Below are 26,327 nucleotides of genomic sequence, written 5' to 3'. Positions count from 1 at the left end.
CTGCTCAAGGTGATGCCGAGCGCCGCCTTCGTCTTTGGTCGTCGTCTGCGCGGCGGTGATGTCTTTGCGTTTGAGGCTCGCGTTGTGATCGTGTCGCCGCTGGCGCTTTTGAAGGGGAATTTGAGGGTGAAGCTGAGTGGGTCGGCCATTGTTGGTGCTCCGGCTGGGTTGCTCTTGAAGAACCCAGAGCATCGCACCTGGCCGTGGTGCTGACTTTTAATCGACTTTAAAGAGACAGCGCTTTGATCAAAGCTCTTTACCGAGGGGCAAGCCTCTCGGTAAAGGGCTGAGTGATTACTTAGGTGGAACGAAATTATCCAGCATTCGATTCACCGCCAGTTCAGCCAGCATGATGACTTGCTGAAGCGCCAGCAGGGTATTGCGGTGGGTGCCCTCTACCAATGCAGCAATGTCACTGGCCATGACACTGGCCGAGGCCAAGTTCTCACACGTTTGAACCAGCAAGGTTTCATGGCCGACATCCGGCGCAACCATGTACAGGGTGCTGGATTTGCGGGGGGTGTTGTTCATGACCGCTGCCGGGTTGAGGTAGAAATTGAGGGCGCGTTCGGCGGCTTCGTTGAGCTTTTTTGAGTCGAGGGATTCGTACGGGGATGCCGGATCGGTGTCTGGCGGGTTGGGCGTAACTTTGAACATAGATGAAGCTCCAACTTGCAATATTGAGGAGCCATCACCCTCGCTACCAAACGAAGGGTGGCGGCCATACGTGGGTTGGTAGACCGGTCGAAGTTGGGAAAACCCGGCGCTCACAATGGAGCCCCACGCATAACCACCATAAAAGCAGAGTCCCGAAAAGAGACTGCATAAGGTGTCGCCATGCGACTTCGTAGCGGGCTACCAAACCCGATCACTGTTTTTGCAGTGACCAGCAAACGATATAGCCTGCCCCACAGCCGCACAAGCCAGCGGATTCTGGCGCACGCGTAGGCAACGACGCAAGGCGTTGTAGCCGTTAGGACGTAACAGTGGGTGTCTTTAAACGCGTAAGTTAAACGCGTGAAAGCGTTCAAAATAATCGAGGAAGCGTCTGACATCTTTTAGGGGTTGGCTGTCGCAAGCGAGAGGTTTAGTGTGGTTGCGCCCATCAGGTAGAGAGATGGGGCCACGTGGTGCTTGGCTGGATGCACTTTGACACCCACGGCAGTGAGCCACCTACCGATTAGACTGCTAGGTATTGATCCCGGAGGTCACTATGAGCGCCGAACTTTCCCCCATCGTTTCAGCGTTTGACACCGAAGAGCAGGCCGCCCGCTACGACCGTTGGTTTCGTGCCAAAGTGCAGGCGTCGCTCGATGATCCACGCCCGAATGTCCCGCACGATCAGGTAATGGCTGATATGCGATCCCTTCTCGAAGCCAAGCGCAATAAGCGCGATGCTGGTTGAGTAACGGCCCGAAGCGCGGGCTGAACTGTGGCAAATCATTGATTATATTGGCGACCGCCACCTTGTAGCGGCGAGCGAGCTGTACCAAGCCATTGAGGCTGCTACCTCAGCCCTTCCGCAACATCCCTACCTTTATCGATTTGGTCGTGTACCCGCTACGCGGGAAATTGTTGTGCATCCCAATTATTTGGTGGTCTACCGAGTGACGGATCGAATCGAGATCGTGACCGTTTTGCATGCCAGGCAGGAATACCCCTGACTCCCATTTGCCGCACGTAAGTAGCCGAGAACGGCGTCTCGTACTTCGTCGGATCCCGCGGTTTTGGGACAGGCTCAGTCGCCTCCGGGGGCCAACATCAAATTGGGCGATAGGCGCTGGTAACCCTCCTCCTCCAGGCGCATATCCAACATCAGGCTGGACAGGTCCGCCGAGAGTGCTTCGGCTTCGGCGTCGTTTTCCAGGTAGATCAGTTTCAGGTAGCTGTTGCAGCCGGGGCAGACTTCCGCCCGCAATGGTGCCTGATTGGCAGCGTAACGGTCATCCTCGAAGCTGACGTATTGAAGCCCCTTGCTCTGTTCGCAATACACGCACTTGACCCGCACCGCATGCCATTCACAGGCACACAACGAGCACACCAGATAACGCAACCCGTTGTATTTGCCGCGATGACGAATCACCCCGGCCATCGCCGGCGAACCGCAGGCCGGGCATTGACTAAGACTGTCGCCGCGCTTGAGTTCAAGGTTCGGTGAACTCAGCAGCCAATGGCTCCAGGCCGCTTGCAGCGCTGCACCGAGGAATGGCACCAGCTCTGCCGGCAGCATTGAATACTGGCCGCTGACCAAGGCAATTGCCCAGGCTTTGAGCAGCTCTGGGTTGGCACTGCGCAACGTCGCCACGGCGTTTTCTACCGCAGCCTGTGGCGGTGGCTGATAGCGTTGCAGCAAGGCTTCGAGATACGGTAGCCAAACATTTTCGCGCACCAGACTGTCGGCGGCGAACGGTGGCAAGCCATGTTCTACGCACACCCGAAGACGTTCGGGATCGGGCATGGCGGCCACGGGCGGATCGTCCATCAGGTTCTGCTGAGCGTGGCAAAGACCTGCGATCAAGCGCAGATAGTCCGCCATGGGATGCCCATCGGCGAGGCGTTCCAGGCGCAGCGCGCGCAAGGTGAACAGGTTATTCGGTGGCAGGTACAGAAACGGCGGTGAGCTCGCCGCCGCTTCTATCTGCCCAGGTTCAAGGATCGTGGCCAAGGGGTCATCCTTTTTTGGTGATCGGTCGCTCAGGCGTCTCGTCTCGGGTCACTTCCTGATACCAGAGTTCATGGTGTTTTTTCGCCCAGGCGCGGCTGACCCTGCCACGCACCATGGCGTGGACCGAGCCGCGAATCCAGATACCGGCATACACGTGGACGATGATGCTCAGCACCAGGATGAACCCCGCCAGCGCATGCAGCAGCATCGCCCAGCGAATACCGGTGATGCCGAAGTACGCGCTGAACCAGGCGCGCCAGATCACCAGCCCGCTGAACAACAGCACCAGCATGCAGATCAGCAACACCCAGAACAGCACTTTCTGCCCCGGGTTGTATTTGCCGATCGGCGGCACGCCCTCCTCTTCGTTACGCATGACAGTCCCGACGCGCCTGAGCCACAACCGGTCGTTGGCGCTGAAGTAGTTCGCCCGCCAGAAACTGAACACCAGGCCGAGGAACAGCACAAACATCGCCACGCCCATGTACGGATGCAAGATGCGCGTCCACGAACCTCCGCCAAACAGGTTGCTGAGCCAGAACAATCCCGGATGGAACAAGGCCAGCCCCGACAGCGCGGCCATGAGAAACACAATCGCCACCAGCCAGTGGTTGGTACGCTGGTTGGGGGTGTAGCGCAGGATCGGTTTGTCGTTCATGGCCTGTCCTCCCCGCCGGGTTTCGTCGGATCAAAGGTGTGCACCGATGGATCGAATTCATGCACCGCTGGGTCGACGATGACTGGATGTTCGTCTTCCTCGACCACCTGCGGCCCAACGCGCACGTAATGGAAGAACCCGGCCAGCACCGCCGCGCCCATGGCCAACAACGCCAAGGGTTTGCTCAGGCCTTTCCACAGGTCCACCAGTGGACTGATCGCCGGGTGATCTGGCAACCCGGCATACAACCTGGGCGTGTCGGCATGGTGCAGCACATACATCACGTGGGTGCCGCCGACGCCTGCGGGGTCATACAAACCGGCGTTTTCGAAACCGCGGCTCTTGAGGTCGACGATACGTTCGGCGGCGTGTTCTTTCATGTCTTCCTTGCTGCCGAAAACGATGGCGCCGGTCGGGCAGGTTTTCACGCAGGCCGGTTCCAGCCCCACCGCCACCCGGTCCGAGCACAGCGTGCATTTGTAGGCCTTGTGATCCTTTTGCGAGATGCGCGGAATGTTGAACGGGCAACCGGTGATGCAATACCCGCAGCCGATGCAATGGTCCTGATCGAAATCGACGATGCCGTTGGCGTGTTTGATGATCGCCCCCGGGCTCGGGCACGCCGCCAGGCAGCCAGGCTCGGCGCAGTGCATGCAGCCGTCCTTGCGAATCAGCCATTCGAGGTTACCGGCGTCGGTTTCATGCTCGGTGAAGCGCATCAAGGTCCAGGTGTCTGCGCTGAGGTCCTGAGGGTTGTCGTAGGTGCCGAGGTTGTGACCGACGTCGTCGCGCAGTTCGTTCCATTCCGAGCACGCGACCTGGCAGGCCTTGCAGCCGATGCACTTGGTGGTGTCGATCAGCTTGGCCACTTCCTCTTGCGTGCGCACCGAGGGCGGCACGGTGGTGGTGGCCGAGCGGGCGATGATGTCTTGGCTGGCCATTTAGATTTTCTCCACGTTGACCAGGAATGACTTGGATTCCGGGGTCTGTGTGTTGCCATCGCCGAGGAACGGCACCAGAGTGTTGGTCAGGTAACCGTGACGGGTGGCGCCGGTGAAGCCCCAGTGCAACGGGATACCGATCTGGTGCACCACCTGATTGTTGACCTGCAGCGGACGAATCCGCTTGGTCACCACCGCCACCGCTTCGATATGCCCACGCTTGGAACTGACCCGCACCCGGTCACCGGCAGCGATGCCCTTCTCCTTGGCCAGCACCTCGCCGATCTCGACGAACTGCTCAGGCTGGGTCACGGCATTGATCGGGCAATGCTTGGTCCAGAAGTGGAAGTGTTCGGTCAGCCGGTAGCTGGTCGCCGCATAGGGGAAGTCCTTGGCCTGCCCGAGGGTGTCCCAGACTGAATCGAAGATCCGCCCGGCGGGATTGCTGGTCGCCTGCTTGTTGTTGGGGTGCATCGGGTTGATGCCGATGGGCGTCTCGAACGGTTCATAGTGTTCCGGGAACGGCCCTTCGTTCATCTTGTCGAGGGCGAAGAAACGCGCCACGCCTTCGGGGTTCATGATGAACGGGTTCATTCCGGCTTCCGGCGGCACGTCGGCCTTGTAGTCAGGCACGTCGGTGCCGGTCCAGACCTTGCCGTTCCACCACACCAGGCGTTTGTTCGGGTCCCACGGTTTGCCTTGAGGGTCGCAAGAGGCGCGGTTGTAGAGAATCCGTCGGTTCATCGGCCAGGCCCAGGCCCACCCAAGGTTCTGTTTCATGCCGAAAGGATCGCTGTTGTCACGCCGGGCCATCAGGTTGCCCTGCTCGGTCCAGCTGCCGCAGAAGATCCAGCACCCGGACGCCGTGCTGCCATCGTCCTTGAGTTGGCCGAAGCCGGACAGCTGCTGACCGGTCTTGATCACCGCGCCCGAGGCGTCGGTGACATCGGATACGGCGTAACCGTTGAATTCCCGGGCCAGCTCTTCCGGCGTCGGGTCATCCGGCACTTTGTAGGGCCAGTCGAGCTTGAGGATCGGCTCGGCCCAGGCACCGCCATTGGCCTGGTAACGCTTGCGCAGGCGCAAGAACAGCTCGGCCATGATCTTCACGTCCGTGCGCGCCTGCCCCGGGCCATCGGCACCCTTCCAGTGCCATTGCAGCCAGCGACCGCTGTTGACCAGCGAACCATTTTCTTCGGCGAAACAGGTGGTGGGCAGGCGGATGACTTCGGTCTGGATCTCGGCCGTTTGCACATCGTTGTAAGGCCCGGCGTTGCGCCAGAACTCCGAGGTTTCGGTGGCCAGTGGGTCCATCACCACCAGCCACTTGAGCTTGGCCAGAGCCTTCATTACACGGTTTTTGTCCGGCAAGGCGGCGATCGGGTTGAAGCCCTGGCACATGTAGCCATTGACCTGACCCTTGCCCATCATGTCGAACATTTTCAGGATGTCGTAGCCGGGAATGTCCAGCTTGGGCAGCCAGTCGTAGCCCCAGTTATTCTCGGCGGTGGCATTGGCGCCGTACCAGGCTTTCATCAGGCTGACGTGAAACTTGCCGTAGTTCTGCCAGTAGGACATCTGCCCGGGACGCAGCGGCTTGAGTGCGCGCTTGGCGATGTAGGCGTTGTAATCCTGTTCGGCTTCGGCCGGCAAAGTCAGGTAACCGGGCAGCAGGTTGGACAGCAAGCCCAGGTCGGTCAGGCCCTGGATGTTGGAGTGCCCGCGCAGGGCGTTGACGCCCCCGCCCGGCATGCCGACGTTGCCCAGCAGCAGTTGCACCATGGCCGCGCTGCGGATCATCTGCGAGCCGGTCGAATGCTGGGTCCAACCCAACGCGTAGAGAATCGTCATGGTTTTGCCCGGTTGCGAGCAGGTGGCGATCTCTTCCCAGATTTTCTGCATCGCGTCCACGGGCATGCCGCAGACCTGACTGGCCAGCTCCAGGGTGTAGCGGCTGTAATGCTGCTTCATTAATTGGTAGACACAGCGTGGGTCCTGCAAAGTCGGGTCGACTTTGGCGAAACCGTCCTCGCCGATTTCGTAGCCCCAGCCGGACTTGTCGGTGTAGGTGCGCTTGCTCGCGTCGTAACCGCTGAACAACCCGTCCTCGAAGCCGTAGTTGGCTTTGACGATGAACGACACGTCCGTATAAGCGCGTACGTATTCGTGCTGGATCTTGTCTTCGGTCAGCAGGTAATTGATCAGCCCGCCCATGAAGGCAATGTCGGTGCCGGTGCGGATCGGCGCGTAATAGTCGGCCACCGAAGCGGTACGGGTGAAACGCGGGTCGACCACAATCAGCCGCGCCTTGTTGTGGGCTTTGGCTTCGGTCACCCATTTGAAGCCGCAAGGGTGCGCTTCTGCTGCGTTGCCACCCATCACCAGAACCAGATTCGCGTTGGCGATATCGGTCCAGTGGTTGGTCATGGCACCACGGCCATACGTCGGGGCAAGACTTGCCACCGTCGGGCCATGTCAGACACGTGCCTGGTTATCGAACCCCAGCATGCCGAGACTGCGAATCACCTTGTGGGTGATGTACCCCGCTTCGTTGGACGACGCGGACGCTGCGAGGAAACCGGTGGTCAGCCAGCGGTTCACCGTTTGCCCCTGGGCGTTCTTCTCGATGAAGTGGGCGTCGCGGTCGGCCTTCATCAGGTCGGCGATGCGATCCAGTGCTTCATCCCAGGAGATTCGCGTCCACTCCGTGGTGCCGGGCTTGCGCACCTGCGGGTACTGGAGACGAGTGGGGCTGTGAATGAAATCGAGCAGGCCCGCGCCTTTGGGGCAGAGAGTGCCGCGATTGACGGGGTGGTCGGCATCGCCTTCGATGTGGATGATGCTCTGGGCGACATTCTTCGCATTGTCGCCCTGGCTGTACATGATCAAGCCGCAACCGACCGAGCAGTATGGGCAGGTGTTGCGGGTTTCATGGGTATGGGCGAGCTTGAAATGACGCACTTGTTCGGCGAAAGCGGGCGTCGGGGCCATGCCCAGCGCGCCGAGGCTTGAGCCCGCAAGGCCGAGACCAGCGACCTTGAAGAACTGACGACGGTTGAGGTCCATCGTGCACTCCTGATCAGGTGGAAACCCGGTGCGTTGGCCAGCCTCGCTCCTACAAGGGTTTTGCTTAACTGCCTGGCGTTTTGCGTAGCCGGGTTTTTTTGGACGATCACGGTGACGGCAACCTATCTACCGCCACTTAGAACTTTAGACAATGTTGCCGTGCGCCGTCTGAAAACCGACCGTCGGCGGCTTGCCGGTCATGCTCTGTTGCGCAATTCGCCAGCGATCAAGGTTGGCGCTTATCATGGCCGCCGGATTAACCCCCTGCCTTTTATGAGACTGAGCATGACTTTCGATTTTGATCAGGTGTTCGACCGCCATGGCACCGGCAGTACCAAATGGAGCCGCTACCCGGCCGACGTGTTGCCGATGTGGGTCGCCGACATGGACTTTGCCGCGCCGCCAGCGATCATTCAGGCGCTGCAACAACGCCTGGAACACCCGATGCTCGGTTACAGCGTGGCTCAGGATGACTTGCGTGACGCCATCGTCGCCGACCTGTGGCGCAAGTACGCCTGGCGTGTGCAACCCCAAGAGCTGGTATTCCTGCCGGGTATCGAGTCGGGGTTCAACATGGCCCTGAATGCGCTGGTTCAGCCGCAACAGAACGTGGTCGTGCAGACGCCAAACTACCCGCCGCTGCGCCATGCACCGGGCCACTGGCAGCTGAACAAAGTCGAACTGGACTTCGACGCGTTGGCCGATGGCACGTATGCCACGCCGCTCGATGCCTTGCGCGAGGCGTTGCAAGGAGGCGGCGCGCTACTGCTGAGCAACCCGCACAACCCGCTGGGCAAGGTCTTCCCGCACGAAGAACTGCAAGCGGTCGCCGACATTTGCCTGGAGCAGGACGCCTGGATCATCTCCGACGAGATCCACGCCGAGCTGTGCTTCGACGGGCGCGTACACATTCCGACTGCCTCGCTCAGCCCGCAGATCGCCCAGCGCACCATCACCCTGATGTCGGCGAGCAAGGCCTACAACATCGCCGGTTTGAAGACGGCGTTCATGATCATTCAGGACGCGGCACTGCGTCATCGGGTCAACAGCGCTCGCTGCGGCATGGTCGACAGCGTCAACCCGCTGGGCCTGGAAGCCACCCGCGTCGCCTACAGCGAAGGCGGCCCGTGGCTGACCGAGCTCATAGCCTACCTGCAAAACAATCGGGATTATCTGGTGGAAGCGGTTCGCACGCGGTTGCCGGGTGTGACCATGAACATCCCTCAGGGCACTTACCTGGCGTGGCTCGACTGCACGGCGCTGGGGCTGGATAACCCGCAGCAATTCTTCCTCGAACAGGCCAGGGTCGGGCTGAGCGCAGGGCTGGATTTCGGCGATAACGCCCGGCAGTTCGTGCGTCTGAACTTCGGCTGCCCACGGGCATTGCTGGAAGAAGGGATCGCGCGGATGGAACGTAGTTTGCGTAACCGCTAGCAGCGGAGATCCACTGAGAGAGAGCCTTGTGTGGCGAGGGAGCTTGTCGGAACGCCGCACCGTCCCGCTCGACTGCGCAGCAGTCGCTAAGCTGTTGGGGCCGCTTCGCGACCCAGCGGGAGCAAGTTCCCTCGCCACACAGGCTCCACAAAGTATTAGCGGATCGCTGAAGGCCATCGAAATCCAACCGAACTCAAGACAAAAGACCGGGGTCAATCCCGTGTAAGCAGTCTTTTGCCTTGAACAGAGGAGATTACCCGATGACTGACTATCCAAAACCACCCTTCCCGAAACAAAGCCAGCCAGTCCCCGGGGTACAAACGAAAATGGACCCTTACCCGGATTGTGGTGAGCAGAGCTACCAAGGTTCGGGTCGGCTGGAGGGCAAGATCGCCCTGATCACCGGTGCCGACAGCGGCATCGGCCGTGCGGTGGCGATTGCATTCGCCCGGGAAGGCGCGGATGTGGTGGTTGCCTATCTGAATGAAACGGAAGATGCGCAGGAAACCGCGCGCTGGGTCGAACAGGCCGGTCGTCAATGCCTGCTGCTGCCCGGCGATGTGACGCAGAAAGCGCACTGTCAGGCGCTGGTGGACAAAACGGTCGAGCGCTTTGGCCGGATCGACATTCTGGTCAACAACGCCGCCTTCCAGATGACCCACAAAAACATCGAAGACATCCCGGACGAAGAATGGGTAATGACCTTCGATGTCAACGTCACGGCCATGTTCAGGCTCTGTCAGGCTGCGCTGAAGCACATGAAGCCAGGCAGTTCGATCATCAACACCAGTTCGATCAACTCCGACATGCCCAAGCCGACATTGCTGGCCTACGCGACCACCAAGGGCGCGATTGCCAACTTCACCGCCGGCCTGGCGCAAATGCTGGGGCCAAAGAACATCCGGGTAAACAGCGTGGCACCGGGGCCGATCTGGACGCCATTGATCGTCTCGACCATGCCCGAGGAAGACGTGCAGAACTTCGGATCGCAAACCCCGCTCGGCCGTCCCGGCCAACCGGTGGAAGTCGCACCGATCTATGTGCTGCTGGCCTCGGATGAAGCCAGCTACATCACCGGGCAACGGTACGGTGTCACGGGCGGCAAGCCGATGCTCTGACGCAGCTGGCGTAGCCTGTGTTCGGCAGCTCCAGAGATCGCGGTTATTCAGCGGCCAATGCACGTTGATGAAAATACGACACCCGCTTCAAGGCATGTTCTGCCGCCAGCAACTGGACCCGGCTACGGGACCCGAAAAACCGATGCTGATGTGCGAACACGCGCTTCCCTTGCTCAGTCTGGTACGCCCAGGCAAAACAGATGGTCCCGGCAGAAATCCCGTCGACATCCTCCGGCCCCAGGATGCCGGTGGTGGCCACGGCCACGTTGGCGGGGCTGTCAAGCAAGGCGCCCAAGGCCATTTCGCGAGCCACTTCGCAACTGGTCAGGTTGAACGTCTTGATTGTATGGGGGCTGACATTGAGCAACCGTTGCTTCGCTTCGGGTGAATAAACCACGTAGCCGCTCTCGATCAAGTCCCCACTGCCTGGCACTTCGGTCAGTAAGGTCACGATCTTTCCGGCGGTACAGGACTCGGCAGTCGTCAGTCGCAACTCGTGTTGCCGCAAATATTCGACGACCATTTGGCTTACGCTCATGGCCAGGCCTCCAGGCAGAGGAACTGCTCGGTTGACCTTCGACGCTTGCAAACATTCCCTCCGACAGACCGCCCAGGCCTCACCCGATAAAAAATGAACCCCCGGCACAGGATGCACCTCAATACTTCTAGGGCTCCTACGCCGGGCTGCTCGCTATCTGGAGGTCGTCATGTCCGCACCTTTCGTCAGGCTGTTCACTCAGCCCAATTTCGTCTGGACAGATATTCGCAAGGAAGAGGAAGCGCATCCGCGCCATTACCTCGCTCATTTGCTGTTGCTCGCCTTGATCCCTGCGGTATGTCTGTTCATCGGGACCACCTACGTCGGCTGGAGCCTGGTCGAGAACGAAACGGTCAGGCTCACCACCACCAGCGCCCTGCAACTCTGCGGGTTGCTGTACCTGACCATCATTGTCGGCGTGGTACTGATGGGGCTGTTCATCCGCTGGATGTCGCGCACCTTCGATTCACGCCCCACCGTCAATCAGTGCATCGGTTTTGCCGCTTATGCCGTGACCCCGTTCTTTCTCGCGGGTATCGCCGGGCTTTACCCGAGCCGCTGGCTGGCGATCACGGTGCTGGGGGCCGCCTCCCTCTATTCGACATTTCTGCTGTTCGTCGGTTTGCCGATCTTCATGCATGAGCGCAAGGAGCAAGGCCTGCTGAATGCGGCAAGCGTATGGGGCGTCGGGCTGTTGGTGCTGGTGACTATCCTGGTGGAAATGATTCTGCTCTGGTCCAACTACCTGAGACCTGAGTACCTGCGCGTGACCGGCATTTGATTGCCTTGGGTCAGCCATCCGTCGACAGGCGACGGCACACCTCCAGGAACCGGACATGAGTTTCATCGTATGGATGGCGGTGTTGGGGGCGGTGCTGCTGACCTTGGCACTGACCTCGTCCTATTTACGCTGGATGCCGGTGACCACGTCAGCGGTGTGCCTGGCGCTGGGCGTGGCGATCGGCCCGGCGGGCCTGGGCTTGCTGAAGCTGAACATCAAGGACGCTGCGTTCTGGATGGAGCACCTGACGGAAGTCGCGGTGCTGTTTTCGCTGTTTGTCTGCGGGCTCAAATTGCGCCTGCCGCTCAAGGATCGCCAATGGCGGGTAGCGTTCGGCCTGGCGGGACCGGTGATGATCCTGACCATCATTGGCGTCTGCCTCATGCTGCATTACGGTTTTGCCCTGGCCTGGGGGCCATCGCTGCTGATCGGGGCGATTCTGGCCCCCACCGATCCGGTACTGGCCTCGCTGGTGCAAGTCAACGACGCCAGGGATTACGATTCGGTGCGCTTCGGGCTCTCCGGTGAGGCGGGCCTCAACGACGGCATCGCCTTCCCCTTCGTCATCCTCGGTTTGTTGTTTGTGCAACAGAGCGGCAATAGCGAGGCCTGGCTCGGTGAGTGGGCATTGAAAAGTGTGCTGTGGGCCGTGCCTGCCGGTTTGTTCACCGGTTACTGGATGGGCCACGGCATCGGTCGCTTGACCTTGTCGATGCGCATCCGCAATGCCGACAGCACTATTTCTCCCAACGATTATCTGACCCTGGCCCTGATCGCCCTCGCTTACGTCGCGGCCGAGGAGATTCATGGCTATGGCTTTTTGTCGGTATTCGCCGCCGGCCTCGGTTTGCGACAGGCCGAAGTCAAATCCACCGGCGACGCTCTGATGCCCGCCGAGCATCTGGTGCAACCGGTGGTCGGCCACCAGAACGTCGAACCTGAGGCCGCCGTCCATGGCGACGTGGCGAATCTGCCAGAAACCCAGGTGGCGGCGGGCATCATGATGGGCGACATGCTGGCATTCGGTAGCCTGGTTGAACGCGCCATGGAAGTCTTTCTCGTCACCCTGTTGGGCGTAGTGTTGGTGGGCCACTGGGATTGGCGAGCGTTGGTGGTTGCGCTGGTGTTGTTCTGTGCCATTCGTCCCTTGTGCGTATGGCTTGTGCCATGGGGGCGCTTGCTGGACAGCCGCCAGCGGCTATTGATTGGCTGGTTCGGGATTCGCGGCATCGGGAGTTTTTATTACCTGTTCTACGCTTTGAACCATGACCTCGGTCCGGCGGCGGCAACGCTATGTACCGACCTGACGTTGTCGGTGGTGGCGCTGAGCATTCTGGCGCATGGCATCAGTACTCAACCGATGCTTGCCCGATATGAGCGCCGCAATCAGCAGGACGGCTGACGATTTCCTCTGTCGGTCAACCTGCATTGAGCAGCAACAAATATTCATGCAGGTTGCACGACAAACGTCGTTTCTATTCGATCACATCCCGCTGTTTTTTATGGTTTTTTGGTAAACCTTGAAACAGGCACGAGAAATGCTCCAGCCGTGTGAGCGACAGCGGCAGGAAGACCGTTTGCGCTTGACCCCATGACTAAACAAGAGGTTTGACCATGAACGCCATTGACCTGTTGAAAACCGACCATGAACGCGTAAAAGGCATCCTGGCCCAGTTGAGCGAGTCCACCGAGCATGGGGTTAAAAACGTACCGAGTTGCTGGCTAAACTGGAAATGGAAATCAAGATCCATACCCGTCTGGAAGAGGAAGTTTTGTATCCGGCTTATAAAAAAGCCGGGGGTAAAGAGCAGGATGTGATGTATTACGAAGCCAAGGAAGAACATCGCACCGTCGATACGCTGGTGCTGCCCGATCTGAAAACCACTGATCCTTCTACCCTCGAATTTGCCGGTCGAGTGAAAGTGGTCAAGGAGTTGCTGGAACATCACATTGAAGAAGAGGAAAAGGAAATGTTTCCTCAGGCCAAAAAATTGCTGGGCAAAACGACGCTCGACGAATTGGGTGTAGAGATGGAAAGCCTGAAAGCCCAATACAAAAAAGAGCTGGGCACGCCCATTCTCGCGGCTTGATAAAGGTGGGTGAATAGCCAAGTAAACCGCTTTTCGTAGGAGCCAGGTTTGCCGGCGAAGGCGTCCTTAAGAGCGCCTTCGCCGGCAAGCCTGGCTCCTGCATGTTGCCCACGACTATCACTTCATCGCCAAGGCAATGACTTCCACCAGATTAAGCTGGGTAAAGGGCTTGGACAGGCGTGGAAGTCTGGCTGCGAAGCCTTCCAGGCGCTCCGCATAACCGGTGGCGAGGATGATCGGCAGGTGTGGCCTTATCATCCGAATAGCCTGTGCCAATTGCGCGCCACTCATCTTGGGCATGATCATGTCCGTAATGACTAGGTCAAAGTCGTGTTCGCTGTCGAACAGTTCCAGCGCCTGTGCACCGGACGCTGCACTGATTACCCGATGGCCCAGGTCCTCAAGCAACAGGCTGGTACTGGTCAACACCAGGCTGTCATCATCCACGACCAACACACACAGACGAGGTACCCGCGACATGGCGGGCTCTTCAATAGCGGGTTCGGTGGTCGAGTTGGCTAGCGCAACGGGTAACCAGAGTTCAGCAGTGGTACCGACGTCCTTCTGGCTTTTGAGGATGAAGCGTCCACCCAGTTGTTCAGTAAACCCGTGAACCATCGACAACCCCAGGCCAGTGCCTTTGCCGACGCCTTTTGTGGTGAAGAAAGGGTCCATTGCCGACGCCAGGGTAGCGTCATCCATGCCCTCCCCTATATCCGTGACACTCAGGCAGACATAGCGGCCTGGCGCCAGGGATAACCTTGCCTGATCGCAGATTTCTTCTGTCTGTGCACTGATGACAAGTTTCCCACCGTCGGGCATGGCATCGCGGGCGTTGGTCGCCAGATTCAGAACCGCCAGTTCGAGCTGATTGACGTCGGCCATGACCGGGTCAAGTCCAGGTGCAAAGCGGGTTTCTATACTCACCGCAGGCCCCAGAGAGCTGCGCAATAGCCCGGTGATCCCTTGTATCAGGGTCGGGATTTCGACGGATTCAGTCTTGAGCTCCTGACGCCTGGCAAACGCCAGCATGCGCTGGGTCAGGGAAACGCCGCGCAAGGCGCCTTGAGTGGCATTGTCGAGCAAACGGGTCATTCTTGGGTCGTCCACCGCACGTTTGCGAACGACTTCCAGATTGCCAAGGATAACGGTCAGCAGATTATTGAAGTCGTGGGCAATCCCTCCGCTGAGTTGACCGATGGCCTGCATTTTCTGCGCCTGAAACAACGCTTCGCGGGTTTTTTCAAGCGCTTGCTGGGCTTGTGTCACCTCGGTAATGTCCCGAGTGATCTTGGCAAATCCCAGTAGCGTACCGGTGTCGCCCCAAATCGGGTCGATCACGACATGCGCAAAAAAACGCGTACCGTCCTTGCGCACGCGCCAGGCCTTGTTTTCGAATCGCCCCTCGCGCGAGGCAATCTCCAGCGCCCGTTGCGGTTCACCGGCGTCGCGGTCTTCAGGGGTATAAAACATCGAGAAATGCTGGCCGATAACTTCTTCGGGCCGGTAGCCCTTGATTCGCTGAGCCCCCGGATTCCAGTTGGTCAGGCGTCCATCCGGGGCGAGCATGTAGATGGCATAGTCGGTGACGCTTTGCACCAGCAGCCGGAACTGCTGCTCACTTTGTTTGAGGGTTTCTTCGGCCATTTTGCGGTCGGTCAAATCCCGGGTGATCTTGGCAAAACCCAGTAATTTGCCCGACGGATCGAGAATCGGATCGATGATGACGTGGGACCAGAAATGCGTGCCGTCCTTGCGAACCCGCCAGCCTTCGCCCTCGAAACGTCCATCGTGAATGGCGGTATCAAGGGCGCGCTGAGGCAAACCGGCCTTGCAGTCCTCTTCGGTATAAAAACGCGAGAAATGCTGGCCGAGAATTTCCGCTTCCTCATACCCTTTGAAACGCTTGGCGCCAGCGTTCCAACTGGTGATGATGCCATCGGGGTCAATCATGTAGATCGCGTAGTCGATCACAGCATCGATCAGCAGACGAAAGCGCATCTCCTCGATGGCATTGAACCTGGTCCGGTCATCGCTCATGGAGCCCTGTCCTTATTGTTGTTCTTCTGGAGTATGCGACAAACCGCAGGTTTGGAAATTCAAAAAAACATGATCTTTTGGGGCACTACTCAGCAGGTTGAAAAAGCGCTGATTTCATCGACCACCAGCGCGGCAGCAATTGCTTGACCTTGCTCTCGCCAAATCGGTCATCGATCAGCATCACCACCCCTTGATCTTGCTGAGTGCGGATCACCCGCCCCGCTGCTTGCACGACTTTCTGCACGCCAGGAAACAGGTAGGTGTAGTCATAACCGGCACCGAAAATCGCCGCCATGCGCTGTTTCATCTGTTCGTTGACCGGATTCAGTTGCGCCAGCCCCAGGGTGGCAATGAAAGCACCAATCAACCGCGCGCCGGGTAAATCGATGCCTTCGCCAAACGCTCCACCCAGCACTGCAAACCCTACGCCCTGACTATGGACGGTGAATTGATCGAGAAATGCCTGACGCGGCCCTTCCCCCATTCCCCGGGACTGTGACCAGAGCGTGATGTGTGGATGCCGTTCGGCCAGCAACTGGGCCACTTGCTGCAAATAATCGAAGCTGCTGAAAAACGCCAGGTAGTTACCGGGGCGCTGAGTGAATTGTTTGGCGATCAGCTCGACGATGGGTTCAAGGGACGCCTGACGGTGGACATAGCGGGTCGAAATCTGGCTGACGATATGCACTTGCAACTGTTCGGCGCTAAATGGCGATTCCACATCGATCCAGACGGTACTCGCCGGTGTTCCCAGCAAATCGGCGTAGTAATGCCGAGGGCTCAAGGTGGCGGAAAACAGCACGGTGCTACGCGCAGCGGTCAGGCGCGGACGAATGAAAGCGGCGGGCACCACGTTGCGCAGGCACAGTTGCGACAGGTTGCGCTTGCGCTCGAGGTCGCGTTTGCTGATGTCGAACAGGAAATGCTCATCAAAGAGTTCAGCCACCCGGCCGAATTGCAGCATGTCGAAGTAAAAATTCTGCAACCCGCTGTCCAGGCCCTGAGGGTGATCGTTCAGGTAGTCGCCAATACTCGCGCAGCATAAGGACAGCGCCTGAAGCAGTTTTTCCGGGGCTTTGTCGTAGGCTTGATAGGGGCTGAGTTGCTGATCATGCAGGGCATTCCATTCGCGATTGACCCGCTGCAAAGATCTCTTCAGTGGCAAAGGCGCGGTTTTTCGCACGCTGGTCAACGTCGCCTGGTCGAGGCTGGCGCTGTACATCTGTCGGCCACGCTCTACCAGATTGTGGGCTTCGTCCACCAGCACCGCGACTTTCCAGTTATTGACCTGGGCCAGCCCGAACAGCAATGCGCTGAAGTCGAAATAGTAGTTGTAGTCGGCGACCACCACGTCCGCCCAGCGGGCCATTTCCTGGCTCAGGTAGTAAGGGCAAAGCGCATGCTGCAGGGCAACCTCGCGCAAGGCACTCTGGTTCAGCAGGCTCAATTGGTTGGCGGCCTGACGCGCGGCCGGCAGACGATCATAAAAACCCTGGGCTAACGGGCAGGACTCGCCATGGCAGGCCTTGTCCGGGTGTTCGCAAGCCTTGTCCCGGGCGATCATCTCGAGGACTCGCAAGGGCACAGCTTCGGCGCCGTCGAGGATGACCTGAGCGGCGTCCAGCGCCAATTTGCGCCCCGGGGTTTTCGCCGTGAGGAAAAACACCTTGTCCAGTTGCTGCGGCGCCAGGGCCTTGAGCATCGGGAACAGTGTGCCAACGGTCTTGCCGATACCGGTCGGTGCCTGGGCCATCAGGCACCGACCGGTGCTGACCGCCTTGAACACCGATTCGGCCAGATGCCGTTGCCCGGGACGAAAATCGGCATGGGGAAATGCCAACTGTTGCGCCGCCAGATTACGCCCTTCGCGATGGGCCATCTCCTGCTCGGCCCACTGCAGGAACAACCCGCAGTGGTGTTCGAAGAACCGCTGCAATTCGGCGGCGCTGAAGGCCTCGACCAGACAGGTTTCCTTTTCGCTGACGATGTCGAAGTACACCAGCGCCAGATTAATCTGCTCCAACTGCAGTTTCTGGCACATCAACCCACCGTAGATTTTCGCCTGTGCCCAGTGCAGTTGCCGATGGTTGGCCGGTTGCTTGCTCAGGTCGCCACGGTAGGTTTTGACTTCTTCGAGGCAGTTTTTCGCCGGATCGTAGCCGTCTGCCCGGCCCTTCACCGTCAAGGTTCGATACTGGCCCTCAAGCGCGACCTCGCTCTGATAACCCTCGCTGCGCCGTGACGCCACGGTGCGATGCCCGACGATGCCTTCCAGCGCAGTCGGTGACGGAGTGAAGCGCAAGTCGAGGTCGCCGACCTTGGCGGTGAATTCACACAGCGCCCGAACCGCAATGCTGTAGCTCACGCGCTCTGCTCCGCCCATTGCACGTAGCACACGGCGATCGGCATCTGGTGCTCGTGACAGAATTCCAGCCAGCGCAATTGATTGTCTTGCAACCGATCGCCGGGGCCTTTGACTTCGATCATCCGGTAGGTTTTGTGTTGCAGCCAAAACTGGATCAGGTCCGGCATGCCGGCGCGGTTGGCCTTGATGTCGAGCAACAGTCGATTGAACCAGTGCTTGAGGTGTTCGGCGGGCAGACAATCGAGCGCCTGCTCCAGCAGTTCCTCACTCAGTACGCCCCAGAATACGAACGGCGACTGCACGCCCCACTTGGCGCTGTAACGCTCGCGGACAGTGTGCACATAACGCCCGTCATCGAGTTCGGCTAGGCAGGCCTGAAACAGATCCGCGCGCCGCGCATGAAAGTCTTCATTGAGCAGGTCTACCGGCCCGCGCTGGAACGGGTGAAAAAACGCCCCCGGCAACGGTGCGAAGATTGCCGGCCAGCACAGCAGCCCGAACAGTGAGTTGATCAGGCTGTTCTCGACGTAATGCACTGGCGCCGACTCCTCCGCCAGATGTGCTTGAACGTAAGACTCTACCGATAACGCCGGATCGTGCCTGGGCAGTTGCAACTCCAGACGTTGCATGGCCCGAGGGGCTGGCCGCTTGATCGGCGGCCCGCCCAGTTTGCGCCGCAGCCTGGGCAGCACACGCGATAGATGCTGATGCTCGGCGGCGCTTTCAGGGGCTTGCTCGGCGTGGGCGGCCAGGTCCATCGCCCGTTGATATTCAGCACAGCGCTCCAACACGCGAATCAGCCGAAGACGCGCGCCAGGATAGGCACATTCGCGGTAGAGGCTCAGGGCGGTAGAAAAATCCGCGATGCGTTCGCAGTGCTGACCAATCTGAAACAGCAGTTTGCCGCGACGTCTTTGCAGCCAGGGATTGTCGAGCTGCAGCCCGTTGATCTGCTCGACAATCGTCGCCACGTCCTCACCGGCTTCGAAACGCTGCTGACAGCTGTGCAGAAACAGGCAGGCATCGACGTCCTCGCGACTGCGCAACCCTCGGGACTCGGCGCAGAACTCGACTTTTTCGTAGGTAAAGATGCCCAGGTCGGCCAGCACGAACTCCGACCAGTCCTGGTAAAGGTTGCCAAAGAACATCAGCCGCAGCCGATCACACAGGCCCATGACGGTCAGGCTGAACAACCGCTCATTCAATGCCGGACACCATTGGGCAAAACTTTGCGCTTCGGGAAACTGCTCGCTCAGGGTCGGCAGCCAATCGGTCTTTTTGCCCTTGGGCTGATCGATGGCGCTGCCAAAGCACTGCAGAATCTCGGCCTTGAGCAACACCTCGAACAAGTCCTCGATGTGCAATGGCGACTGCTCATCGATCCAGCCCGATGTCAGCAGCGGCGCCGCAGCGCTGTCGATGTCGCCGATCTCGACGTAACTCAGTTTGCCGGCCCTGAAATGCACGCCCTTGCGCATCACCAGTCTGACCAGCAGGGCTTGGGACTCACGGGGCAGTCGATTGAAGTCGTGGATGAAACCCTGCTCCTCGATGCTCAATACATCGGCATAACGATGTTCAAGCCAATCAAGCACTTGCATGAAGTTGTTCAAGTAATAGAACGGGTCATCGAGAGGATTTACAATCACGGGCAAAAGGGCCATGGCAAACGAGTACTGGTTATGCGTACAGATACCAGCTATGCCCTACCCGGTGCAAATGGAAAAGGATCAGTGGCGACGCTATTCGGCAATTTTCGGGTGGCCATCGAACTTTCTGCCATTCCATCGCACCAACCGCGTAGAGGCACAGAACGAGACAGTCGTGCTGTTTTCATTGAGTGATGAGAGGTGTGTATGAATATCAAGATTCTGGGCTTGCCCCTGGTGATAGCGGCCTTCCTGGCGCTGACCGGTTGCTCGACGCCAACGGTAGTGACCTTGCAGAACGGCACCCAGTATTTGACCAAGGACATGCCGAACACCAAAACCAAGGACGGTTTCTATGAGTTCGAAGATATTTCCGGAGCGAAGGTGAAAGTCCGGGGCGATGACGTGGCCACGGTTCGCAAGGAAGACTGATTCCCGAGACGGACTGCCCGCGATGTTGTGATCGCGGGCAGCGAATCAGAGATCTTGAGAATCAGAGGTACTTGAGAATCGCAATATCGCGGCGGCGCTGCTTGAGGTTGGCGAACCAGCGCGTCGGGAAAAACAGCAACACGCCGAGGATCACGCTCCACAGCCAGACCATGGGCAGGTTGTCGAAGCCGTAATAAGTGCCTTGATTGACGCCCCAGATCGCCACAGCCACCAGGTACATGGCCTTGAGCACGTACAGGTGCAACAAATAGAAGAACATCGGCGCACCGCCGTAGATCGCCAGGGTCGCAATGGACCACCGGTCCTGCGCTTTCTCGAACAACGCCAAAAGAATCAACCCAAGACCGAGCGTCGGCATGCAGCAATCCAGCCAGCACGATCATGCAGAGGCCAATGCACCAGATCACTTGCAGCCACAACGTCTTGGGCGGGAACTCGGCATTCCAGGCAAAGCAAACGAACGTGAGCTCCAGAAACAGCAGAAACAACCCCCGCTTGAGCAGGAATACCGAAGTCTCGTTGGCGGTATGTTTCTGGCTATAAAGCCAGGCCGACAAACCGGTGAGGAAAATGGCCTGCATCAAAAAAATGAACCAATCGCTAAACGGACTGAAAAAATCCACATGATTTTCACATCTGGATGCTACTTTTAATAAATGTCACCGGTTGAGCCATTGAAGGTTCTTCCCTCCTAACATGAGCTAAAGGAAGCGCTCGATGAATAAGGTGGGCAACACATGAATAAAGGGTCCTTCAGCAAAGTCACTTTTCCAAATGCCTGCCAGCTGATGCGCTGGCATTTTCATCCCATGGGTTTCGAAGCGACCATGGATGCACCGGGCAGTATGGTTGCCCGATTGTTTGACCGCGCCAGTGGCGAAACCATGATCGCCATTGCCGGCATTCCTTGCGCAACGGTCATGAATGCAGCAGATGTAGAACGAATCATCGAGGCCGTGGAGGATGAGCTGGAGGCATTCATTCCGCTGCAGGCTCTCAGAAGTTATGCCTGATGTGTAGGAGCTGCCGAACGCGGCCCGAGCCTTCGGCAGCTCCTACATGGATAGTGTTTAACCGACCTTCAACAGGGCCTGGGCCAGATCGGCGCGCAGATCTTCGACATCCTCGACCCCCACTGACAAACGCACCAGCGCATCGCCGATACCAAGTTGCGCGCGGGTTTCTGCCGGGATGCTGGCATGGGTCATGATCGCCGGGTGCTCGATCAGGCTTTCCACCCCGCCCAGGCTCTCGGCCAGGGCGAAGATCCGCACACTCTCGAGGAAACGCTTGGCGCCAGCCAGGTCGCTGTTCAGGTCGAGGGAAATCATCCCACCGAATCCACGCATTTGCCGCCGCGCCAGTTCATGCTGCGGGTGCGATGGCAGGCCCGGATAGTAAACGCGCGCCACCTGCGGCTGACGCTCCAGCCATTGCGCCAACTCCAGCGCGTTGCTGCAATGGCGCTCCATGCGCAGCGCCAGGGTCTTCACCCCGCGCAGAGTGAGGAACGCGTCGAACGGCCCGGCAATAGCCCCCACCGCGTTCTGCAGGAAACCCAGGCGTTCGGCCAGTTCCGCGTTCTGCCCGACTACCGCAATACCGCCGATCACGTCAGAGTGACCGTTCAGGTACTTGGTCGTCGAGTGCAGCACGATATCAAAGCCCAACTCCAGCGGGCGCTGGATCCACGGACTGGCAAACGTATTGTCGGCCACACAGATGATGCCTCGCTCTCGACAGGTGCGCGCGACGGCGGCGAGATCAGTAAGGCTGAGCAACGGATTGCTCGGCGTCTCGACCCAGACCATCCGCGTGTCGTCCTGAAGTGCCGCTTCGAAGGCCGCCAGGTCAGTCAGATCGACGAAGCTGAAACGATGCCCGGCACTGCGCTGGCGCACCTTGTCGAACAGCCGAAATGTACCGCCGTACAAGTCATTGCCAGAGACGATGTGGGCGCCAGCATCGAGCAGCTCGAGCACATTGGCGATCGCCGCCAGCCCGGAAGCGAAGGCGAAGGCCTGAGTGCCGCCCTCGAGGTCCGCCACGCAACGCTCCAACGCAAAACGCGTCGGGTTGTGCGAACGCCCATAGTCGAAGCCCTTGTGCACACCCGGGCTCTGTTGCAGATAAGTGGAGTTGGCGTAAATCGGCGGCATCAGCGCCCCGGTGGACGGGTCCGGCGTCTGCCCGGCATGGATCACACGGGTGGCGAAGGCACGTGGCTTGGCGGTTTCATCGTGCTGACTCATGCAAGGGATCTCCGCAGGTAATTGAGCATGTCGACGCGGGTAATTAGCCCATGGAAACCCGAGTCGTCGGCGATCATCGCCACCAATCCACGGTCGAGCTTCGCCTCCAGCTCGGCCAGACTGGCGCCGGGCGGCAGGATTTCCAGTTTGTCGGTCATCGCACTGCTCACCGGCATACGGAAGTGCGAAACGTCTTCGTGTACGCCAAGCAGAATATCGGACTCATCGATCACCCCGACCAGCCGCTGCCCGTCTACCAGCACCGGCAGTTGCGACACATCCGCCAGGCGCATGCGCTGGAAGGCGGTGAGCAATGTGTCGTCCGGCCCCACGCTGACCACCCGGCCATCCTCGAAGCGCCGCGCGATGAGGTCTCGCAAATCACCATAGCGCTTACGCGCAAGCAACCCCTGATCGTTCATCCACTGGTCGTTGTAGACCTTCGACAGGTAGCGGGTGCCGGTATCGCAGACAAAACTGACCACCCGCTTCGGCTCGGTTTGTTCGCGGCAGTAACGCAGCGCCGCAGCGAACAATGTGCCAGTCGAAGAACCGCCGAGAATGCCTTCGACACGAAGCAGCTGGCGGGCATGATCGAAGCTTTCCTCGTCGCTGATCGAATAAGCCTTACGCACGCTGGACAGGTCGGCAATCGACGGAATGAAGTCTTCGCCAATGCCCTCAACCGCCCAGGAACCGGGCGTACCCAGGGTGCCGCTGCGGCTGTATTCGGCCATCACCGAGCCGACCGGATCGGCCAGCACCATTTCCAGATTCGGTTGTACGCGCTGAAAGAAACGGGTCAGCCCGGTCAGCGTACCGGCCGAACCGACGCCGACAACGATGGCATCCACATCATGCTGAGTCTGCGCCCAGATCTCCGGCGCGGTACTGCACTCGTGGGCCAGTGGGTTGGCCGGGTTGTTGAATTGATCGGCGAAGAAGGCGTCGGGAATTTCCTGCGCCAACCGCGCAGCGACGTCCTGGTAATAATCGGGATGACCTTTGCCGACATCGGAACGAGTGATGTGCACCTCGGCGCCCATCGCCTTGAGGTGCAGGACCTTCTCGGTGGACATCTTGTCCGGCACCACCAACACCACCCGGTATCCCTTGGCTCGGCCGACCAGAGCCAGGCCCAGACCGGTATTGCCAGCGGTGGCCTCGACGATGGTGCCGCCGGGGCGCAGGCGCCCATCGCGCTCGGCGGCGTCGATCATTGCCAGGCCGATGCGATCCTTGATCGAGCCACCGGGGTTCTGCGATTCGAGCTTGAGAAACAGCGTGCATGGGCCGGTATCGAAGCGGCTGACGCGCACCAGCGGCGTATTGCCGATCAGTTCGAGCACGGCGGGACGGGAGTCGTTCGGCATGTCGTCACCTCGCTGCATGTATCCGCACTGGATGGACAGCGACCTGCGGCGAATCATTGCGCGCCAGTCGCAAGCAAAGCCTCGCCTTGGACCTTAGGCCGGGATTGCATCCCCCGCAACTTTTCGCGGCCAGTCGGTAGCGTCCTGTGGCGAGCTTGCTCCGAGCGGCGTTCCGACGTTGGGTCGCGTAGCGGCCCAAAAAAACTCGACAAGCATTGCCGATTTTTGTGAGTGCTGCGCACTCAAGCGGGAGCAAGCTCCCTCGCCATAAGTTTCTCTGAGACGCTCTTAAATCAGGCCGGCACTTTTCCCTGACGATGATCAGCGAAGAACGCCTTGCCTTTGCCGATCCGGTCGGAGGCCTTGGGCATATTCGCAGCCGAGGTATCCTGACCATCGACATACCAGTAGCAATGGCTCACTGCCCGGGTGATGCCCACGTAGGCCAGTCGCAGAATCTCGTCTTTCTGTGCGCTGTCGTAAGCTTCGCTGTCGCCGGCCTTGCAGAGCCCGGCAATACGATAGACCTGGTTCTTGTAGGGTGAACTGGTCAGGTGCTGGCAATCGCCGAGTAGAAATACCGCATCAGCCTGCAGGCCTTTGGCGCTGTGATAGGTCAGTTGTTTGAGCCGTCGAGCGTCGTACGGCAAGCTAGAATCCACATTAACTACAGACTGAATATGCTCTTCTATCAATGACTTATCGCTGCTTTTTCGATAAAGCATCAAGATTGAGTCGCCTTTTCTGTAGTGCTCGATCAGGCGTTTGGCCATGCCTTGGTCATCCCGATCAAGCACATTCACAGGCAGCAGTGCCTTGGGTTCACCGCTGGCCTTGGCCTTCTTGCCAGCGATCGCCGGCGCCGCGCGGACGATATGCTCCGCCGCGTCAATGATGTGCTGATGGCTGCGGTAATTGTCGCTGAGCATCACTTTGGTCGTGCTTGGCGACGGGAATTCCTTGTTGAACTCCATGAAATAAGTCGGCGAGCTGCCGCGCCAGCCATAGATGGACTGCCAGTCATCGCCGACACAAAGCAATGACGAACGTTGCGCCCCGCGCCCCACATGCAGGGCCGGTCCGCGACTGCGGATCTGCGCCAAGCTGGCGCGAATCCACGAAACGATCTGCGGCGACACGTCCTGAAACTCGTCAATCATCAAGTGCGACATTGGCCGGAGCAGTTCATCGCTCAGCAACTTGAGATTCTCCGGCGAATGTTCGCTGAACAAGGCGAACATCCGGTTGTAGGTCATCACCGGAGGCGATTGATCCAGCAGATGATCTTCCAGCGCTCGCCAGAACAGGCTCAAGGCCTCGAAGAAGAACCGGTCCGGGTCGTCCTTGGCGAAACTCATCTGGCCCACGGCATTCGGCACATCCAGGCCGAGGTTTTCAATAAACCCGGCCGCCGCGACAAAACAGTCCAGCAATGGCGCGGAGCCGAGCTCGCCCTTGACCTTGTAATCGAAGCCCGGCCCGGCGCTGGCGTCCCCGGCAAGCGATGCCAAAACACGCTTTGAAGACTCATAACTGTCTATCCATATCAAAGGCTTACGACAGAAAGCTTGAAACAAGGTGCGCTTTACCGCCCATTCTGCGCGCACTGAAAGCTTGGCATTCGGACGGCTGACCTGGGGATTTTCCCGAGGATCGAAACCCAACACCACCCAGGCGTCCAGCGTCGGAATGTAGCCGTGGCAATGAAAGGTCGCGCCATTAATGTCGAAGGTCTGACGATTCGGTTCGATGCCCTTGATCGGCCAGGCACCGGCGCGAAACCACAAGTCTTCGAGGGTGTCGCACAGCTCTTCATCGCGCTTGGCGGCCAATTCGGTCACCGCCATGCGCTTCTGCACGTCCGGGTGATCTCGCTCCAGCTCCTTGAGCTGCAAGGCATGGCGAGACAAAGGCTTGATCAGTTCGCGAAAACGCTCATCGCGGGTGTACAGGCTGTGATAGCAGGCGTTGAGTTGCTGACGCTGAGCATCGTTGATCCGCAGGTCGAAGGGGTTGCTGTCGACCTCCTCGTCGCCGCTTTGCACGCGGTGACTGAGGTTTTCGAAGGCTTGCAGCCGTTCGAAACCCGGCAGACTGCGGACCATCGGCAGGATGCGCGAATGGAAAGTGCGCACTAGGTCGCGCGCTTCTTTAAGGCTGATTCCCCGACCCCAGACTGCAAACAGCTCGATCAGCTTATTAATGAAGTCCTTGCGCGATTCGCGGGTGAAGGTCACCACGGTCATCGAGCTCAACTCAAACCCCAGGTAATGACTGAGCAGCAGAATTCGCAGCACCAGGGTGGTCGATTTACCCGCGCCCGCCCCCGCGATCACCGAGGTCGACGGTGTGTCGCTGAAAATCATCTTCCATTGGGCGGCGCTCGGTTGGGCATGCGCGGGCAGCAGTCGCGCCACGTCGGACTTCATGCGCTTCTTCAGCTCAGCACTCAACGGCAGTCGCCAATCGTCGAACAGATTGTCATCGACGTTGGGCGGTCGATGCTCGGTTGAGCGCGAGTCGCGAATCAACAGAACCTGGCGCCCCTCCTCCAGCCCCTCGAGTTTGCCTTCCTTATAGCCGTACTCCACACCGGCGCTGTGGCCGCTGCGAAAACCGTCGGCTTGCCCGTGCAGCCAAGAGGCCCGGTGTTGCGCGCGCAACCGGGTAAGGCCGTGGCCAAAGAACCGAGCGGCCAAGCGCTTGAGCAGCGGCATCTCGGCCAAGGGACGAAGTTCGGGAGGAAGATCGGGGGTGTGTTGCGGCACGCTGACGGACTCCGGGGTGTGAGGCTGTTGAGGGCTATGGTGTCTGTATTTGCCGCTGAGTTCTAGTGAAATGCTTACGGGTCATTGGCTTATGCGATGAAGTGAAGGCTGGATGGGAATATTTCGAAGCTGTTTT

Annotated in this window: 19 protein-coding genes and 3 pseudogenes; 9 read left to right on the top strand and 13 right to left on the bottom strand. The window is 59.1% G+C overall.

Annotation, left to right across the window (positions count from 1 at the left end; translation table 11 throughout):
* Nucleotides 1-294: 294 nt before the first annotated feature.
* Nucleotides 295-657, bottom strand: coding sequence for a DUF6124 family protein (locus tag LOY56_RS12460; protein WP_258622218.1), 363 nt, complete (start codon nucleotides 655-657; stop codon nucleotides 295-297).
* Between the two features lie 556 nt (nucleotides 658-1,213).
* Between LOY56_RS12460 and LOY56_RS12455 the strand changes: the two genes are divergently transcribed.
* Nucleotides 1,214-1,405: a hypothetical protein gene (locus tag LOY56_RS12455; RefSeq protein ID WP_052963299.1), complete on the top strand. Its 192-nt coding sequence runs from the start codon at nucleotides 1,214-1,216 to the stop codon at nucleotides 1,403-1,405.
* Nucleotides 1,406-1,409: 4 nt separating this feature from the next.
* Nucleotides 1,410-1,664: pseudogene (locus tag LOY56_RS12450) on the top strand (type II toxin-antitoxin system RelE/ParE family toxin); the annotation flags it as partial.
* A gap of 74 nt (nucleotides 1,665-1,738) precedes the next feature.
* On the opposite strand, the gene fdhE reads toward LOY56_RS12450, so the two are convergent.
* The 4 genes from fdhE to fdnG are packed head-to-tail and all read right to left on the bottom strand — an operon-like array spanning nucleotide 1,739 to nucleotide 7,330.
* A complete protein-coding gene (fdhE, locus tag LOY56_RS12445; protein WP_258622216.1) occupies nucleotides 1,739-2,665 on the bottom strand; it encodes a formate dehydrogenase accessory protein FdhE in 927 nt (308 codons plus the stop codon).
* A 4-nt stretch (nucleotides 2,666-2,669) separates the two neighbouring features.
* The gene (locus LOY56_RS12440; RefSeq protein ID WP_258622214.1) at nucleotides 2,670-3,323 is read right to left on the bottom strand and encodes a formate dehydrogenase subunit gamma; all 654 of its coding nucleotides are present in this window, start codon (nucleotides 3,321-3,323) and stop codon (nucleotides 2,670-2,672) included.
* Nucleotides 3,320-4,264 (bottom strand): formate dehydrogenase subunit beta, encoded by a 945-nt coding sequence (gene fdxH / locus LOY56_RS12435; RefSeq protein ID WP_258622213.1) that lies wholly within the window; start codon nucleotides 4,262-4,264, stop codon nucleotides 3,320-3,322. The genes LOY56_RS12440 and fdxH overlap by 4 nt, the downstream gene beginning before the upstream one ends.
* Nucleotides 4,265-7,330, bottom strand: coding sequence for a formate dehydrogenase-N subunit alpha (gene fdnG / locus LOY56_RS12430; protein WP_258622211.1), 3,066 nt, complete (start codon nucleotides 7,328-7,330; stop codon nucleotides 4,265-4,267). It abuts the gene before it with no gap.
* 285 nt (nucleotides 7,331-7,615) lie between these two features.
* Between fdnG and LOY56_RS12425 the strand changes: the two genes are divergently transcribed.
* Together LOY56_RS12425 and LOY56_RS12420 are read left to right on the top strand one after the other, a co-directional pair.
* Nucleotides 7,616-8,764, top strand: a complete 1,149-nt coding sequence (locus tag LOY56_RS12425) for a MalY/PatB family protein (protein WP_258622210.1) — start codon at nucleotides 7,616-7,618, stop codon at nucleotides 8,762-8,764.
* A 260-nt stretch (nucleotides 8,765-9,024) separates the two neighbouring features.
* Nucleotides 9,025-9,882, top strand: a complete 858-nt coding sequence (locus tag LOY56_RS12420) for an SDR family oxidoreductase (protein ID WP_258622209.1) — start codon at nucleotides 9,025-9,027, stop codon at nucleotides 9,880-9,882.
* Between the two features lie 43 nt (nucleotides 9,883-9,925).
* Here LOY56_RS12420 and LOY56_RS12415 read toward each other — a convergent pair whose 3' ends face one another.
* Entirely contained in the window at nucleotides 9,926-10,420 is a 495-nt protein-coding gene (locus LOY56_RS12415) for a CinA family protein (RefSeq protein ID WP_258622208.1), read from the bottom strand.
* A 169-nt stretch (nucleotides 10,421-10,589) separates the two neighbouring features.
* On the opposite strand from LOY56_RS12415, the gene LOY56_RS12410 reads away from it, so the two are divergent.
* From LOY56_RS12410 to LOY56_RS12400, 3 genes and pseudogenes are all read left to right on the top strand, one after another.
* A complete protein-coding gene (locus tag LOY56_RS12410; RefSeq protein ID WP_258622207.1) occupies nucleotides 10,590-11,201 on the top strand; it encodes a Yip1 family protein in 612 nt (203 codons plus the stop codon).
* 55 nt (nucleotides 11,202-11,256) lie between these two features.
* On the top strand, nucleotides 11,257-12,603 hold the full coding sequence (locus LOY56_RS12405; RefSeq protein WP_258622205.1) for a sodium:proton antiporter: 1,347 nt from the start codon (nucleotides 11,257-11,259) through the stop codon (nucleotides 12,601-12,603).
* A gap of 212 nt (nucleotides 12,604-12,815) precedes the next feature.
* A pseudogene (locus LOY56_RS12400) lies at nucleotides 12,816-13,291 on the top strand (hemerythrin domain-containing protein).
* Between the two features lie 117 nt (nucleotides 13,292-13,408).
* Here the strand turns inward: LOY56_RS12400 and LOY56_RS12395 are convergent.
* The 3 genes from LOY56_RS12395 to LOY56_RS12385 form a co-directional block, all read right to left on the bottom strand.
* Nucleotides 13,409-15,331, bottom strand: a complete 1,923-nt coding sequence (locus LOY56_RS12395; RefSeq protein ID WP_258622204.1) for a PAS domain-containing sensor histidine kinase — start codon at nucleotides 15,329-15,331, stop codon at nucleotides 13,409-13,411.
* Between the two features lie 85 nt (nucleotides 15,332-15,416).
* A complete protein-coding gene (locus LOY56_RS12390) occupies nucleotides 15,417-17,696 on the bottom strand; it encodes an ATP-dependent DNA helicase (RefSeq protein WP_258622202.1) in 2,280 nt (759 codons plus the stop codon).
* Nucleotides 17,693-19,360 carry a VRR-NUC domain-containing protein gene (locus tag LOY56_RS12385; RefSeq protein WP_258622200.1) on the bottom strand — a complete coding sequence of 556 codons (1,668 nt, stop codon included), beginning with the start codon at nucleotides 19,358-19,360 and terminating at the stop codon, nucleotides 17,693-17,695. Before LOY56_RS12385 ends, LOY56_RS12390 begins: the two co-directional genes overlap by 4 nt.
* A gap of 192 nt (nucleotides 19,361-19,552) precedes the next feature.
* On the opposite strand from LOY56_RS12385, the gene LOY56_RS12380 reads away from it, so the two are divergent.
* The gene (locus LOY56_RS12380; RefSeq protein WP_258622198.1) at nucleotides 19,553-19,777 is read left to right on the top strand and encodes a YgdI/YgdR family lipoprotein; all 225 of its coding nucleotides are present in this window, start codon (nucleotides 19,553-19,555) and stop codon (nucleotides 19,775-19,777) included.
* Between the two features lie 61 nt (nucleotides 19,778-19,838).
* Here the strand turns inward: LOY56_RS12380 and LOY56_RS12375 are convergent.
* Nucleotides 19,839-20,370: pseudogene (locus tag LOY56_RS12375) on the bottom strand (hypothetical protein); the annotation flags it as partial.
* A 165-nt stretch (nucleotides 20,371-20,535) separates the two neighbouring features.
* On the opposite strand from LOY56_RS12375, the gene LOY56_RS12370 reads away from it, so the two are divergent.
* Nucleotides 20,536-20,811, top strand: coding sequence for a DUF1652 domain-containing protein (locus LOY56_RS12370; protein ID WP_258622196.1), 276 nt, complete (start codon nucleotides 20,536-20,538; stop codon nucleotides 20,809-20,811).
* Between the two features lie 57 nt (nucleotides 20,812-20,868).
* Here LOY56_RS12370 and LOY56_RS12365 read toward each other — a convergent pair whose 3' ends face one another.
* From LOY56_RS12365 to LOY56_RS12355, 3 genes are all read right to left on the bottom strand, one after another.
* A complete protein-coding gene (locus LOY56_RS12365) occupies nucleotides 20,869-22,050 on the bottom strand; it encodes a cystathionine gamma-synthase (protein ID WP_258622195.1) in 1,182 nt (393 codons plus the stop codon).
* Nucleotides 22,047-23,423, bottom strand: coding sequence for a pyridoxal-phosphate dependent enzyme (locus tag LOY56_RS12360; RefSeq protein WP_258622193.1), 1,377 nt, complete (start codon nucleotides 23,421-23,423; stop codon nucleotides 22,047-22,049). The genes LOY56_RS12365 and LOY56_RS12360 overlap by 4 nt, the downstream gene beginning before the upstream one ends.
* A gap of 293 nt (nucleotides 23,424-23,716) precedes the next feature.
* Entirely contained in the window at nucleotides 23,717-26,191 is a 2,475-nt protein-coding gene (locus tag LOY56_RS12355) for a UvrD-helicase domain-containing protein (RefSeq protein WP_258622191.1), read from the bottom strand.
* Nucleotides 26,192-26,327 lie beyond the last annotated feature (136 nt).

The sequence above is a fragment of the Pseudomonas sp. B21-048 genome, from assembly GCF_024748615.1.
In the GTDB taxonomy this organism is placed as follows: domain Bacteria; phylum Pseudomonadota; class Gammaproteobacteria; order Pseudomonadales; family Pseudomonadaceae; genus Aquipseudomonas.
This window is presented reverse-complemented; position numbering and strand designations above follow the sequence as displayed.